Below are 15,739 nucleotides of genomic sequence, written 5' to 3' on the forward strand. Positions count from 1 at the left end.
GGAATAGCTCCAAAACATAAAGTAAGCACAACACGGCAAAATAGCGTGAATAACGTGGTTAAAAATGTCTGGATCTATTCTCTAAATCGGCAGAAAGCGATTTCAGTGGGTGGCCCGACAATGGGCGGGGTGTGCCAGTCAAAATGATGAATACGTGGCGTTTGTTGTACATCCACCAACACTAATTCGGTGTGGGTGGGCAATGCTGCCAACACTAACATTCCACTGTCAGACTGAATAGAGTCAGGGATACAGTGTTTGTCACACAGCGAGTTTTGCGCCTGACCATGCGACATATCCATCATTGATGGCATGGAGTGCATTGAATGTTGCACGTGATCCGGCTGTAAATGCCCTTGATGCTGGGTAAAGACTGGTGTGGCGCTCGGAGCTATATCACATTGATGGCCCGCGATGGCCAATTGCGCATTAAGGATAAGCCAGCAGGCAACCAGCAACATACCGCACATGCGCTTTTTACTGGCGCGCATCCGGTGCATAAGCTGTGGTATTCCCCTAAATGCTGGCATGTTTACCCTGAATAGGTGGCGGCATTAGATAATGTTGTCAGCGAGTATAGGACTATCCCCCTGTTTTTAAAATGGTTTTGTCCGGTTGCACTGAATGGAATGAAAGGTTACGGAAACGTTAGTTGGCTGAATTCATTCAATTTATTTTCAAGCGAAGAGCAAACAGAGCATTGAGCGGGGGTGAAAATTTACTTATCTTTAAATAATTTTCGCTATAAAAACCGCGCCAGTTTATGCCGGCGCGGGGAGTTAAATATCCACTAATCTTACCAAGAATAGCTGACTGTTGCGGTGGCAACACGGCCACTACCATAGAAACAGGCCGCCATTTGTGCGCAACTGGCAACATATTCTTTGTTAAACACATTGTTGACGTTAACTTGCAAACTGGTGCCTTTCATTGATGGCAGAGCTTGCCCCAGTTCATAGCGCATCATCCAGTCATATAGTGTTACCGCCGGAACTTTAAAGCTGTTTTTCGCATCACCCCAACTGGTACCGATATAGCGCACACCAACACCCGTAGATAAACCATCGACGACACCTTTATCAAAGGTATACATTCCCCACAATGAGGCAGAGTGGCTAGGTGTGCGGGCTGGCATTTTGCCTAATTCGGCCAGTGTCTTGGTCTCGCGTACTTTCCCTTTAGTGTAGGTATAAGCGGCGATCAGGTTGATATTGTCGTTAATCTCACTGTTTAACTGAGTTTCGATCCCCTGAGACTGCACTTCACCAATGGGGACGTTGTAGGCCAGTGCTTGGTCGTATTGGCTGATATTTTTCTGGCGTAAATCATACAAAGCGGTGGTCAATAGGGTGCTGCTGCCCGGTGGTTGGTATTTGAGGCCAAGCTCGACCTGACGTGCAGTGACTGGGTCTAATGCTCCAGTGCCCGGTGCGCCTTTGGCGGTGCTAGGTTCAAATGAAGTGCTGTAACTGACATACGGAGAAATACCGGAATCAAAAGCATAGAGCACCCCAGCGCGGCCGGTGAAGGCATGGTCATCTTGCTGGTCTTGCGTGACCGTTTTACGGCTCATGGTTTTCAGCTGCGACCAGTCATAGCGCCCGGACAACAGGAAGTTCCACTTATCCAGTTCAATTTGGTCTTGTAAATAGACTCCGATCTGATCAAGCTTGGTCAGATCACTGCTACTAAGTGATAAGTCACTGTCTTTAATATTCAGGCCATAAACCGGTGATACCCAGTCCAGATTATTTTTTGTCTGTACGGTGCCCATAAAGAATTGGCTATCAATACGAGTACGTTTGTAATCCAATCCGGTCAACACAGTGTGGTTCAATTGGCCAGTCCAGAAATCAGCTTGCAACTGGTTATCAACGGCAAACTCAGCCGTTGTTTGGCGCTCGATTTGTGGACGACGGGTCATCGTGCGGTTATCGGCCAGTAAATCCATAAACACTAAGTATTTATAATCTTGCTTGTTGTAGCTGTAGCGCAGGTTCTGACGGAATTTAAAAGTATCATTGAGGTAGTGCTCAAGCGCATAGCCGACCGAGGTTTGCTCACGTTCAGACTGATCAAATGAGGGGTCACTGACGTTAAAATCGTAAGGAATTTTGCCGTACGCGGTACCAAATACGGTTCCTGTTGCTGGCAAGAAGTTACGCGAACCGGCTTTGGGCTCTTTCTGATAACTGGTCAGTAAGGTGAAAGTGGTGTCTTCGTTGGGGATAAAAGTTAATGCCGGAGCAATAGCAAAACGTTCTTGTTTATAGCTATTAACTGCGTCGTCCTGTGTTCTGCCAATCCCATTCAGGCGATAGAGAACTTTACCTTCATCATCTAATACGCCACCAAAGTCGAAGGCAGCTTCTGCCAGGCTATTATTGCCAGCACCGACCTGCACTTTATGAATACTTTCTGCGGTCGGACGCTTGCTGACCATATTGATCAAACCACCTGGGTTGACCTGGCCGTACAGCACAGATGCAGGGCCACGGATGACTTCAACTCGCTCCAGCAGCCAGGGATCAATTTGACCACCACGGCGCGCGCCTCCCAGAGAGTTATAGCTTAAGCCATCAAGAAAACGTGGTGCATAGCCAAAACCGCGAATGATCACTTCGTCATTCATGTTAGAGCCGCCACGATATTCAGGTACCACACCTGCGGTATAGCGCAATGCTTGAGCCACCGAGGTTGCGCCCTGATCTTGCATTTGTTGGCGAGTAATAACGGAAACAGATTGCGGAGTGCGGATCAACGGGGTGTCGGTTTTAGTGCCGGTTGAACTATTTTTAGCGACGAAACCATCATCTTGTTGTCCGCTGCCCGCTTTGGCAACCACTATCAATTTGTCTTCTTTTGCCGCTGTCGCCTCTTTGGCTGTGGTGGCAGCAAAAGCAGGTAGCGTCGGTATTAATATTAATGCTGAGGTGAATAATAAGGTTTTTGATGTGTAGCCTGTCCGGAATGGCAATGTCCTTGGCATTTTCTTGCCAGAAATATCAAACATGATTTATCCCTACCTAAAACATAATAAAAATATTTAAAGCCCATAAAGTGGGGGCTTTGATGCCATCCGGGCTTTGTTATTGCCCGGTATGATTTAAGGACTTATAAGAAAAAGTTTATCCATTCACTCTGTTGCGGCACCACAACGTACCCATACCAATATGGCGGTAATGGGGTGATGCCTTAGAGAGAACGCGCACTATGTTATTGCAAATACTAATTGTTCTCAATATTATTTGTATTCACATAAGAATCACAAATCTATTTAACTTTCTATCAAGCCGCTACCGGACATGAATTTGCACGATGAGTGGTCAATAGACTCGAGTAATAAAATTAAGAGGATTGAGTGTGAGCACGACAAATGCGTATCCGGATAGCCAGAGCCTGTTGGCAGACCCTTTGGCGGGCAGTGATCCATGGTGGCAGCACATCGCGCAATGGGGAACGCCGCTGGTAGAGCCGGTAGCCACGGGTGAAGTAAAACTGACTTTTCTCTGGCGTGATCGGCAGGGTAAGGCGCAAGACTCTGTTTATAGCCGAGTCTATATCGACGTCAACGGAGTGACAGACCACCACAGTGTGAATCCGGAAACCCTCCAGCGCTTGGGCCAGACCGATGTCTGGTATTGGCAGGCCGAGGTGGAGTCTGATTTTCGTGGCAGTTATTGCTTTATTCCTGTTGCCGCAGAGCAGTGTTTAAATTTACCCGAGGGCACGTTACAAGAGCGGCGTCAGGCGCAGCGAAATTGGTGGATTTCATTGCTGGATCTGGCAGAAAACGACCCATTGAATCATACGGCGGCGCATTGCAGCTATCGAGGGATGCCACTGTCGGGAGTGCACTTAGCGGATGCCTTGCCGCAAGCTGCCTGGCAGCCGATAGATGCGGGCCAAAAATTGCCTGTCGACCCAAAGCGGCTGCAACTCATCACCTGGAGCAGCCCACTGCTAGGCAACAGCCGCAAGGTGTGGATTTACCATACCCTAGATAATCAATGCATTAGTGCTAATGACAAAGCCGAGCGGCCTCTGGCTATCTTGCTTGATGGTCAGTATTGGGCGCAGGGGCAGACGATATTGGGGGTGTTGGACAAGGAAACTGCCGCCGGTCACTTGCCAGCAAGTGTTTATGTGTTGATCGACATTATTGACCAGCCGCATCGCTCGGAAGAGTTGCCCTGCAATCAAGATTTCTGGCAGGCACTGCAAACTGAATTATTACCACAAGTTACCTTGCTGCAACCTTTCACTGAGAAGGCTTCTCACACAGTAGTGGCTGGGCAAAGTTTTGGTGGATTGGCGTCGTTATATGCCGGATTACATTGGCCGCAGCGTTTTGGTTGTGTACTGAGCCAGTCCGGTTCTTTTTGGTGGCCAGATGTCGACAATTTCAAGGCGTTGACGGCGGGAACAGCTGAACGTCAGGGCTGGTTGACGGAGCAGGTCTATCAAGGTCTGGGTGCTGACCATCCATTGGATATTTTTATGGAGGCCGGTCGGCGTGAAGATGTGATTTATCAAGTCAATGAAGCCATGAGTGAGGCGCTACGCCAGGCCGGACACCGGCTGCATTACCGTATTTATGCGGGGGGGCATGATGCCCTATGTTGGCGCGGTGGTTTGATTGATGGACTGCGGTGTCTATTAGGTTCCACTGATTCGAAACAAGGAAGTCATAGCCATGAACAATGAAACACAAATCAATCCATTTGATAACGAAGACCTGCCCTTTTTGGTACTGAGCAATGAGCAGCAGCAATACAGTTTGTGGCCACAAATTACCGCGATCCCTGCGGGGTGGGAAAAGGTTTATGGCCCACAAACCAGAGCCGATTGTGTGAAATATCTTGAGGCTAATTGGACCGACATGCGCCCGGCCAGCTTGATTCGAGCAGAGGCAGATCAGCAATAACGCCGGCCGTAGGCGAAAGGAATTATCGAACTGTCGTAGGTGAGAATTATTGTTGGCGCGGGTGCCGCAATAAGTCGTTTGTTGCCAAAAAAAGGAATACCCATCGTGTCAAAGGATTCAACCCCGATTTTCGCGGATGCTGCAGCTATTGAATTACCACTGATTGCAGCACAACCAGGGATCTGGTTTGCCGACCAGCTAAGTCATCAAAAGAACGTGTTTACTGTGGCGCATTATATTGAGCTGGTAGGCCCATTGGACCGCATACTATTTAGCGCCGCCGTCAGACAAGGATTAGCTGAAGCTGATACCCTTCATGCCCGTTTTTATGATAGTCACGATGGCCCGATGCAGCGTATTCCTCTACAGTTGGACGCGGCAGACATGCCAGAACTTGCATGGCTGGATCTGAGCTCGCGCACTGATGGGCGTTTGGTCGCACTGACATTAATGCAGGATGACACCGAGGCAGACTTACCGGCGGATAGCGAGGATCTGTTGTTTCGGCACTGGGTTATCCGTGTACCAGACCAGCAAGGAAAACCTGTCTGGTTCTGGTATCAACGTTATCATCATTTATTGCTTGATGGCTTCAGTTTCACTGCAGTTACCCGCCGTATTGCTGATATTTACACTGCGTTATTGCAACAGAAACCTATTGGGGAATCGCCGTTTTCTCCATTTAGTGATGTAGTCAGTGAATATTTGGCTTATGCCAACTCAGAAATGCAACAGCGTGATAAGCAGTTTTGGCAACAACATACTGCGGATTTACCTGCTGCTATTTCTCTCTCCTCCATAAATTCCCCGGTTCGAGTAGAACAAACTGATCATCGTGTCCTGCGCCAGCGTATTGATATTGACCCGGCGCTGTTTGGCCGCTTAACACAACAGGGTGCTGAGCAACGTTTTGTTGCTGCGGATATGACCATGGCGCTATTGCTGATTTATTTTGCCCGCATGAGCGGTGAAATGCGCCTCTCAGTAGGGTGTCCGTTTATGCGGCGCATGGGATCGGCTGCATTGTCAGCTACCGGACCGGTGGTGAATGTCCTGCCATTGCAGGTGACTTTACAACGTGAAATGCAGATTCTTGATGTGGCACGGGCAGTGGCCAGTGAGCTCAAAACAGTACGCAAGTATCAGCGCTATGAAGCGGAGCAACTACGACGTGATTTGGGGATGGTGGGCTCTCAACGGGCGCTGTATGGCCCGGTACTGAATTTCAAAATGTTTGATTTTGCCCTTAACTTTGGCGAGATACCCGGCATTACCCACACTCTTGCCTCTGGTCCAGTCGATGATTTAGAAATTGATATTTACCTCGATAATGGTCAGTTAGCACTGGAAATACTGGCGAACGCTGAGCGTTATGACAACGCCAGCCTGCTTGAGCATGGCGCACGCATTCAATTCTTGTTGCAACAGTTGGCGACTCAGCCCGAAATCACAGTTGGTCATCTCATTCTGACGCCAGAAAAAGAGCTGCAATCTATTGATTGTTGGGCTAAGGGCCCAGCATTAACACTACCCGCCGGTGTGGTTTCGGTGTTGGATATCTTCCAGCAGCAGGTCAATGCACAACAAGATGCTATCGCGGTGAGCTGTGGTGAGCAAAACCTGACTTATCGCCAGCTTTCAGCCCGTGTTACTCAACTGGGAAGAGCACTGATTGCCAGAGGTATTGGCGCTGAAGATGTGGTGGCGATTGGTATTCCCCGAACAGTGGATTCGTTGGTTGCCATTTTGGGTGTCTTGGCCAGTGGTGCAGCTTATATGCCCCTTGATCTGGATTACCCGATGGATCGGCTGACGCTGATGTGTGAAGACGCCAGTCCGCGTTTGCTCTTGGCCTATCAATCAACTGAAGACGTATTATTGCCGCTGACGGCCACGAGTGGGATGCCGCTAGTTTGTCTGGATGATGATATTTTCCGGCGTGAATGCGCCGCTTTCTCCACTCAGCTCATCAGTGATCCAGAACGCCGGCAGCCAATGCAGGGTGATCATTTGGCTTACATGATTTACACCTCCGGCTCTACCGGGCGGCCAAAAGGGGTAATGAGTACTCACGGCGGGTTAGTCAACTTGCTCTTGGCGCATTGTACTCATCTGTATGGCCCGGCAATGGCGGAGTTTAAGCAGCATAACGCGCGCCGGATGCGCGCTGGGCATACCGCGTCATTTTCCTTTGATTCCTCTTGGGAACCACTGTTCTGGATGATGATGGGCTGTGAGATGGTTATTTTTGATGAAGAAATGCGCCGTGATGTCTACGCCTTGGTGCAGACGATGGATCAAGTGCCGATCGACACTATGGATATTACCCCGTCATTCTTCACGCAAATGATCGACAGTGGTTTATTGGAAGAGGGACGTCATCGACCAGCATTCATTATGATCGGTGGCGAAGCCGCGACGCCGCGGTTATGGGATCTGCTGAAGCAGCATCCTGAGTTGAATGTCGTCAACTTCTACGGCCCGTCGGAATATACCATTGATACCCTTGGCGCTAACACCAAGGTCTCGGAGCAACCGGTTATTGGCCGCCCAGTGGCGAACACTGAAGTCTATTTGCTCGATAGTCAACTTACCAAAGTACCGGTTGGCGCGGTCGGCGAGCTATATATTGCCGGGCCTGGCTTGGCTCGTGGTTATTTAAATCGACCTGACTTAACGGCGGCACGTTTTGTGGCGAACCCCTTCCGCCACGGCGAAGTGATGTATCGCAGCGGGGATTTGATGCGCTGGACCGCGCAGGGGCAGTTGGACTTTGTCGGTCGCATTGACCACCAAATCAAAGTGCGTGGTTTCCGCGTTGAACTGGGTGAGATAGAAAATGCGCTGGTGGCCTTACCGGAAGTCAGCAGTGCTGTGGTTATCGCTGAAGCCATTGGCGCGACGCATCGGTTGATTGGTTACTGCGCTGTACCAGATGTACAGCTGCGTGCCAGTGACGACCTCAATACCCGCCTGATGAGCCAACTGGCGGTGACTTTGCCGGATTATATGGTGCCCGCCATCTTGATGGTGTTGGATGAAATGCCGCTAACAGTGAACGGCAAGATTGATCGTCAGGCGCTGCCTGCTCCCCAACAGCGGCAACAACCTGTCAGCCGCCAGCCGCAAACCTCGCAAGAAACATTATTGTGCGAGGCTATTGCCAGTTTGCTGCGTTTAGACAGCATCGGTGCGGAAGATGACTTCTTCCAACTCGGCGGCGACAGTATTTCAGCCATGGCATTGGGTAGCAGCTTGCGCCGCGCGGGTTTCCGGTTAGCGCCACGCGAAATTTTTGCCCTGCGCACACCGGCACAGATGGCACAGGCGTTACAGCCATTGGCTGAGACATCAATATCAGCCTTATCAGCAGCTTGTTATCCAGAAGCACTCTGGCGGGCGGCCCGCGAGAAATATGGCCTAATAGCGGATATTTTACCGGTATTGCCACTGCAACAAGGGCTGCTGTTTCATGCCGAGTTAGGGCAAGAAGCTAATAATTACAATGCTATCAGCCGGTTTGATCTTCTCGGTGAGCTTGACATCGAGCGCTTGCGCGATGCATTGGAAAGTTTGCTGCAACGCTACCCGCAACTGGGGGCGATTTTTGACAGCGAGCTGCACCATGAGTCACTACAGATCTTGCCGCAGATCCAAAATGGTGCTCGCCGTTGGCCGTGGCAGCAATATGATCTCAGCGCACTGACCGCAGATGAACAGAGAGCTAAAACACAGCAAATTGAGCGCGAAGGGCTGGCGCGGGATTTGGTGGGCGACACCGCAGGAACCTTACAACCCTTACTGATTGCCACCTTGATCCGCTACAGTGCCGAGCGCCACTCTTTGGTGATCATTGCTCATCATCTGGTGGGCGATGGCTGGTCCTCGGCGATCCTACTACATGATTTATTGCATCTGTATGGTAGCGGCCACGTATTACCGCCTCTTAGTGTCAGTTATGGTGATTTGATTCGCCGCATGACAGCGCGCGATTTGCAACTCGATAGACAGGCTTGGCAGCAAGCTATTCGTGGCGTCACACCGACAATTCTCTATCCAGAAGCTAACGCTGCTGGCCCGGTACACGAATGGGTCATTGAGTTGGACAGCGAGCTGGAAACCGCCCTCAGCACACTGCAACGGCGTGAGGGCATCACGCTCAACACGTTATTGCAAGGTGTCTGGGCCACCTTATTGGGGGTGCTAAGTGGCCGCGATGACGTGGTATTCGGCTCGCCGGTTTCTGGACGTTTCAGTGAAATTGAAGGTATTGAACAGCATGTCGGGCTGTTCAGTAATACCATACCGGTGCGAGTGAAATTACAGCCGCAGTTACCACTGTTAGCGCAGTTGGCGGCCTTACAGCAACAGCAGATCCAGCTATTGGAGCATGATGGCTTGGGGTTGGGTGAGATCCAACGTCTGGCGGGGACAAATACCTTATTTGATACCTTGCTGGTGGTAGAGAATTACCCCGAAAACAACCAATTGCATCAGCAATCCTTCCACGGCCTGCGTTGTGATGCCTTGAATAACCGTGGCTATACCCATTATCCACTGACCTTATTAGTGCTGCCGGGTGAGAAATTACAACTGCAACTTGAATACCGTGATGCAGTCACTGATCCGCAGCGGTTAGCCCAGCAGCTAGTAATGTTGCTTGAATATCTAGTCTGGCAGCCAGAGCTGCCGTTATCTGCACTGGATTTGCTCACACCCGGTGAAAAAGCTTTGTTAGCATCGGTCAATGACACCGCCATTGCCCTGCCGACGGTCACGTTATGTGATTTGATGAACCAGCAGTCACAACTGACGCCACAGGCTGTCGCCTTGCTTGATGTTAACGAAACGCTGACTTATCAGCAGGTAAGTCAGCGAGTTAGCGTGCTGGCAGCTGATCTACGGCAGCAAGGAGTGCAACCCGGTGATCGGGTGGCTGTTGCACTACCGCGCTCAGTTAACCTGAGTTTGGCTCTGATGGCTATTCTGGCGGCCGGTGCCGCTTATTTACCGCTGGATACCGGTTATCCTGACGATCGTTTGGCTTATATGATAAGTGATGCCAAACCGCGGTTGATTATCACGATCAATGCGTTGGCTGAGCGTTTTGCCGGTCAGGCACCCTTATTATTGCTGGATCAATTGCCATCATCGGATCAATTGCCCCAGTTACCCGCCGTGGTGATCACCCCGGATCATCCGGCTTATCTGATTTATACCTCGGGTTCTACCGGGCGGCCAAAAGGAGTGGTGGTTTCACACGGTGCTATCGTCAACCGCCTGTTATGGATGCAAAATGAATATCCACTGGGCAGTGATGACGTGGTGTTGCAAAAGACACCGTGCAGTTTCGATGTTTCGGTGTGGGAGTTTTTCTGGCCAATGATAACCGGAGCCAGATTAGTGATGGCTCCGCCGCAAGCACATCGTGACCCAGATGCATTACGCGCCATTATTGAGGATTACGGCGTCACGACGGCCCACTTTGTGCCGTCAATGTTGGCTGCTTTTGTCAGTGCGATGCATGGGCAGCGCCAACCTTGCCCTAGCCTGCGACGGGTATTTTGTAGCGGCGAAGCATTATCACGCGAACTTTCACAGCTGTACCAGCATATTTTCTCCGCGCCATTACATAACTTATATGGCCCCACGGAAGCGGCAGTCGATGTCACTTATCAGCCTGCGTATGGCGATGCATTAGCGCGGGTGACCGGCAGTAGTGTGCCGATCGGTAAACCGGTCTGGAATACTCAACTGCGGATCCTTGATGGCATGCTGCGCCAAGTTCCTGTCGGCATAGCGGGCGATCTCTACCTGTGTGGTGCGCAACTGGCGCATGGCTACTATGCTCGCCCAGATCTGACGGCCAGTCGTTTTGTCGCCGATCCTTATGATCGTGGCCAGCGTATGTATCGTACTGGTGATATTGCTCGCTGGCTGCCGGATGGCACAGTCGAGTATCTGGGGCGCAGCGACGATCAATTGAAGATCCGAGGTCAACGTATTGAATTAGGTGAGATTGAGTCTGCACTGTTGGAGTTGCCGCAAGTTCAGCAAGCGGTGGTGCATGCCCGTACTTTGGTAGGAGAAGAAGGGGCTTTAGCGGGCGCAGATACTCGCCAATTGGTGGGCTACATTGTACCGGTGGCTGGGGCAGAAGAGACGGATATGGCAACTTTGCGTAATCAGCTCAGTGAGCGCTTACCACCACATATGGTGCCGGTCATTATTGTCAGTCTGAAGGCTTTCCCACTGAGTGCTAATGGCAAACTGGATCGCAAGGCATTGCCAGCACCGGTTAATCAGGTGGGCAGTGGCGGGCGTGCGCCACAAGTGGGGTTGGAAAGCGTGATTGCCGGGTTATTTGTCAATTTACTGGGGGTTGAATCCGTCAGTGCGGATGATGATTTCTTTGCATTGGGCGGGCACTCCTTACTGGCAATGAGGCTAGCGGCTGATTTGCGTCGTGAGCTACAACAGCCGGTTGCTGTCGGGCAGGTGATGGTGGCTTCGACAGTGGCAACATTGGCGGCAGCATTGAGCTTACCGCAATCCGAGCAACATGCGGTTAAAGCTGGTTTTAGCGAAATACTTCCGCTACGTAGTGGCAAGGGGAATCCGCTATTTTGTCTTCATCCGGCTTCAGGTTTCGCCTGGCAGTTCCGTTTATTACCGCGTTATTTACCGGGTAACTGGCCAGTGTTGGGGATTCAATCACCGCGCCCACATGGGGCAATTGCTACCTGTCAGGATATGGATAGCCTGTGTGACCATCATCTGGCAACGCTACGTCAGGTGCAGCCGCAGGGGCCCTACCATCTTATGGGTTATTCACTGGGCGGCACCGTGGCGCAGGCAATGGCAGTAAAATTGCAGGCGCAGGGTGAGGAAGTGGCTTTCTTGGGGTTATTGGATACCTATCCACCGGAAACGCAGGACTGGAATGTCGCGATAGAGGCCGAGGCACTGGAAGAAGTTGAACGTGAGCGGGCTTTATTTATGGCGGCGGCCGGAGATGAGTTGGAAGACAAGCGCGAGATGTTTGCACAAATCCAGGCTAACTATGACGATGCTGTTGGGTTGTTATCGGGCGCTAAAACACCAGTTTATGAGGGTGAAACCACGCTGTTTGTTGCGACCCAAACCTTACCTGCCGGAGAAACCCCCGAGGAAATCTGGCAGCCATATGTGAAGCAACTGCGAACTTACAGTTTGGATTGCTCCCATATGACGATGATGTCACCAGAGACATTAAAAGTATTAGGGCCGATTTTGCAGCAGGTGTTTAGCGGGGTTAAGTCATTATCATAGAGGGATTATTGGCATCTATGATGCAGGGTGTGTGGGCGCACACACCCGCGCCTACGCACTCTTTGCTCAGCAGCTCAAATATGCTTTTAACCTCAAAACCTAAAATCTATGGTTTTGAGGTTGAATTTCTCTTTTGACGTTGAGCGCAATCAGGAATATTGCCGACGAGGATAGAGGATAGAGGATAGAGGGTAGAGTGAGCGGGCATGGACGCCCGCGAAAAGCGCGCTTGAGCATGGATGCGACAACACAGCGGAGCAGTTTTTAACAACGCTTGCGTTGACCCGAAGGGTAGCCTCGAAGAGGCAATAATCGCGCTGGCTCGTCAGCCCGGAAGACGTAGGAGGTTTACCCACAGGGCAATATTTCGTGCAAGCCGCAGGTGCTGGAGGGTCGGCTAGCCCTCCTGCTCGGTTGAGGTGACAGAGATAAGTTGATCACTGAACGATTATCAACCGAAACTTACTCCAGCACTCGATCAACCAAAATCTAAAACCGCCCCTTTGGTATCACTAACGGGGTATGGGAAACCGGATCATCAATTATTAAACATGGCATGCCAAACACCTGCTCCACCAGATCGGCGGTGATCACCTCTCGGGGGTTACCTTGGGTGACAATTTGCCCGTCGCGCATGGCGATAATATGGGTGGCATAGCGGCAGGCATGGTTAAGGTCATGCAGAACAGCAACCAGCGTATGATTATGCTGCTGATTAAGATCACTAAATAGCTCAAGTAAATCAATTTGATGGGCAATATCCAGATAAGTGGTTGGCTCATCCAACAGTAATAATGGCGTTTGCTGGGCCAGCACCATGGCAATCCAGACGCGCTGGCGTTGCCCGCCAGATAGAGCATCCACAGGTCTGTCTGCTAACTCACTGACTCCGGTGGCTTGCATGGCATTACTCACCGCCAGCCTGTCTGCTTGTGTCCACTGCTGTAATAATTTCTGATGTGGATAGCGGCCGCGCGCCACTAAATCCAATACGCTGATACCGTCCGGCGCTTGTGAACTTTGTGGCAATAACCCTAAATGGCGTGCTACGTGGCGGGTATCAACGCAGGCTATATTCTTGCCATCTAATATTACCTGGCCTGCCTGCGGTTTTAGTAAACGGCTCAAGGCGCGCAGCAGTGTCGACTTCCCACAGGCATTAGGGCCAACGATGACAGTAAACTCCCCATCAGGGATGGCGACACTCAGGTTCTCACTGATGATTTTGCCGTCATAGCCCAAGGTCAGTGCTTCGGCTTGCAAGCGAGCAGCCTGTGTTGTGGCTGGGTTAACTATACTCATGAACGGCCGGACTCCCGAATTAAAAGCCAAATAAGATACAGGCCGCCGATGCTGATAGTGACCACGCCCACCGGCAACTGATTCGGTGCGAACAGATGTTGGGAGCATAAATCAGCAGCAATCAATAAAAATGCCCCCATCAGCGCAGAAGCGGTTAAGGTGACGGATGCAGTACCTGACAGGCGTTTTGCAATCTGTGGTGCCGCTAAGGCGATAAAGGAAATCGGCCCAGCCGCTGCCGTGACCGCCGCCATCAAAATCACCCCAATAGCCATCAACCCCAGACGGGTTCTTTCAACCGGCACACCTAAGGCTCCGGCAGCATCATCGCCCATTTCCAGCAGTGGCATTCGTCGGCTAAGTAGCATGGCGGCTAGAGTGGCAATCACGATAAATATTACTGATGGCAGGCCTTTGGCCCATGTCAGTCCATTAAGCGAGCCGGCACCCCAAGCGGCAGCGGTCATGGCGGCCTCCAATGATGCGGTGATGGTCAACCAAGTATTGAATGCCGTCAGCATCGCGCCAATGGCAATACCCACAATAATCAGCCGAAAACCTTGAATCCCTTGGCGATAAGCCAACAAATAGACCGCGATTGCAGACAGTAAACCGCCACCAAGGGCGCTACTGGCTATCTCAAAATAGTTGCCGTTAAACAAGGTGATTGCCACCAGTGCGCCGGTATAGGCTCCCGCATTAAAGCCGATGATATCGGGGCTACCTAACGGGTTGCGCACTAATGATTGAAATATTGCGCCACTGATACCCAGAGCTGCGCCGAAAATCAGCGCCATCACTGCTCGGGGCAGTCGCCATTGATTGACAATAATATTCGCCGCACCACTGGTATGGCCGAATAAAGCATCAAGTACTTGTTGAGGGGATAACGATAAAGTGCCGATCATCAATGCCAGCAGGGCACCCAATAAGCAGGCCAGAAGCAGTAAACTACTCACTATCAGGTTGCGTGGCTGGATGCGTAGATTTATCGGGCCATCAGGGCGGCCAAATAACCAGGGTGAAGTGGCTGGTTTCATAGTGTGGTCATCCTTTTGTTACTGCGGACCAGCCAGATCAACAAGGGCGCGCCAATAAACGCGGTGACGACGGAGACCCGTAATTCACCGGGAACCAGAAAGCGGCCTACAATATCCGAGACCAATAACAAAATGGGCGTCATCACCAGAGTGAAAGGCAGAATCCAACATTGATTCGGCCCGACAATCCAGCGAGCAATATGTGGCACCATCAGGCCAACAAAGGCGATAGGGCCGACGGCGGCGGTAGCAGCTCCACAGAGTAAGGTCACGGTGACTACCGCCCAGAATTGGGTTTGTGCAATGCGCGCGCCAATGGCGGCGGCCAAATCTTCCCCCATGTGCATTGCATTGAGCGGGCGTGCCAGCAGCAAGGCTATCACGCAGCCGATAGCAATCGCCGGTGCTACCGCCATCACCACCGACATATTGCGAATATCCAGAGAACCGGCTTGCCAGAAGCGCACCTTATCGTAGACCTGCGGATGGGTCAGTGATATGCCGGTCGTAATCCCCAGCAAGACAGCGGCGATAGCCACACCAGAGAGTGTGAGGCGCAGAGGATTCACCCGTCCACCACCTAGCGTCCCTACCCAATACACCACCAGCGTGGTGATCATGGCCCCGATAAACGCAGAAATCATGTAGCCATAAATGGCATGAACGCCGAACACCGTAATCCCAATCACTACCGCAAAACTGGCCCCGGCATTGACACCCAAAATCCCTGGGTCAGCCAGTGGGTTACGGGTGAGTGCTTGAATTACTGCGCCCGATAACCCCAAAGCGGCACCGGCAAGCACGCCAATAAGCGTCCGTGGTAGGCGAGCTTCTAAAATTAAAATACTGTCGGCGCTGTTGTGCTCCCCCAACAAACTCTGCCAGACCACCGAAAAAGGGATGGCTTTGGCACCGAGCATCAGGCTGGCGGCCATCACAAGTATCAATACAACAAGGCTGAGTAACAGTAACAACCCACGGTGGCGCGGGGCTGGTTTCAGCGATTTCAATGAAGATGGGTTTGGGGAATCAGTTGCTGACATTGTAACTCTTCTTTAACAAATGATTATTATTATCGTTTTGATTATCATTATTATTTATTTTATGTTAACACGACTTATTATGGGAATGCATCGATAAAATCGGCTGACTTACCCTA

8 protein-coding genes are annotated in these 15,739 nt (G+C 51.1%); 3 read left to right on the plus strand and 5 right to left on the minus strand.

Annotated features, from left to right (window positions below; translation table 11 throughout):
* Positions 1–74: 74 nt before the first annotated feature.
* Both DJ58_RS13930 and DJ58_RS13925 read right to left on the minus strand, forming a co-directional pair.
* Positions 75–500 carry a hypothetical protein gene (locus tag DJ58_RS13930; RefSeq protein WP_004709696.1) on the minus strand — a complete coding sequence of 142 codons (426 nt, stop codon included), beginning with the start codon at positions 498–500 and terminating at the stop codon, positions 75–77.
* A gap of 296 nt (positions 501–796) precedes the next feature.
* Complete coding sequence (locus DJ58_RS13925) at positions 797–3,013, minus strand: TonB-dependent siderophore receptor (protein ID WP_004709694.1); 2,217 nt, start codon at positions 3,011–3,013, stop codon at positions 797–799.
* Positions 3,014–3,363: 350 nt separating this feature from the next.
* Between DJ58_RS13925 and fes the strand changes: the two genes are divergently transcribed.
* The 3 genes from fes (at position 3,364) to DJ58_RS13910 (ending at position 12,238) form a co-directional block, all read left to right on the plus strand.
* Positions 3,364–4,707, plus strand: coding sequence for an enterochelin esterase (gene fes / locus DJ58_RS13920; protein WP_004709692.1), 1,344 nt, complete (start codon positions 3,364–3,366; stop codon positions 4,705–4,707).
* On the plus strand, positions 4,697–4,927 hold the full coding sequence (locus DJ58_RS13915; RefSeq protein WP_032911217.1) for an MbtH family protein: 231 nt from the start codon (positions 4,697–4,699) through the stop codon (positions 4,925–4,927). The genes fes and DJ58_RS13915 overlap by 11 nt, the downstream gene beginning before the upstream one ends.
* Positions 4,928–5,032: 105 nt before the next feature.
* Positions 5,033–12,238 (plus strand): non-ribosomal peptide synthetase, encoded by a 7,206-nt coding sequence (locus tag DJ58_RS13910; RefSeq protein WP_050504533.1) that lies wholly within the window; start codon positions 5,033–5,035, stop codon positions 12,236–12,238.
* Positions 12,239–12,727: 489 nt separating this feature from the next.
* On the opposite strand, the gene DJ58_RS13905 is transcribed toward DJ58_RS13910, so the two are convergent.
* The 3 genes from DJ58_RS13905 to fepD are packed head-to-tail and all read right to left on the minus strand — an operon-like array spanning position 12,728 to position 15,623.
* Positions 12,728–13,540 (minus strand): ABC transporter ATP-binding protein, encoded by an 813-nt coding sequence (locus DJ58_RS13905; protein ID WP_032911803.1) that lies wholly within the window; start codon positions 13,538–13,540, stop codon positions 12,728–12,730.
* Complete coding sequence (gene fepG, locus DJ58_RS13900) at positions 13,537–14,580, minus strand: iron-enterobactin ABC transporter permease (protein ID WP_032911802.1); 1,044 nt, start codon at positions 14,578–14,580, stop codon at positions 13,537–13,539. The genes DJ58_RS13905 and fepG overlap by 4 nt, the downstream gene beginning before the upstream one ends.
* Positions 14,577–15,623, minus strand: a complete 1,047-nt coding sequence (gene fepD, locus DJ58_RS13895) for a Fe(3+)-siderophore ABC transporter permease (RefSeq protein WP_004711942.1) — start codon at positions 15,621–15,623, stop codon at positions 14,577–14,579. Before fepD ends, fepG begins: the two co-directional genes overlap by 4 nt.
* Positions 15,624–15,739 lie beyond the last annotated feature (116 nt).

The sequence above is a fragment of the Yersinia frederiksenii ATCC 33641 genome, from assembly GCF_000754805.1.
GTDB classification, from domain to species: domain Bacteria; phylum Pseudomonadota; class Gammaproteobacteria; order Enterobacterales; family Enterobacteriaceae; genus Yersinia; species Yersinia frederiksenii.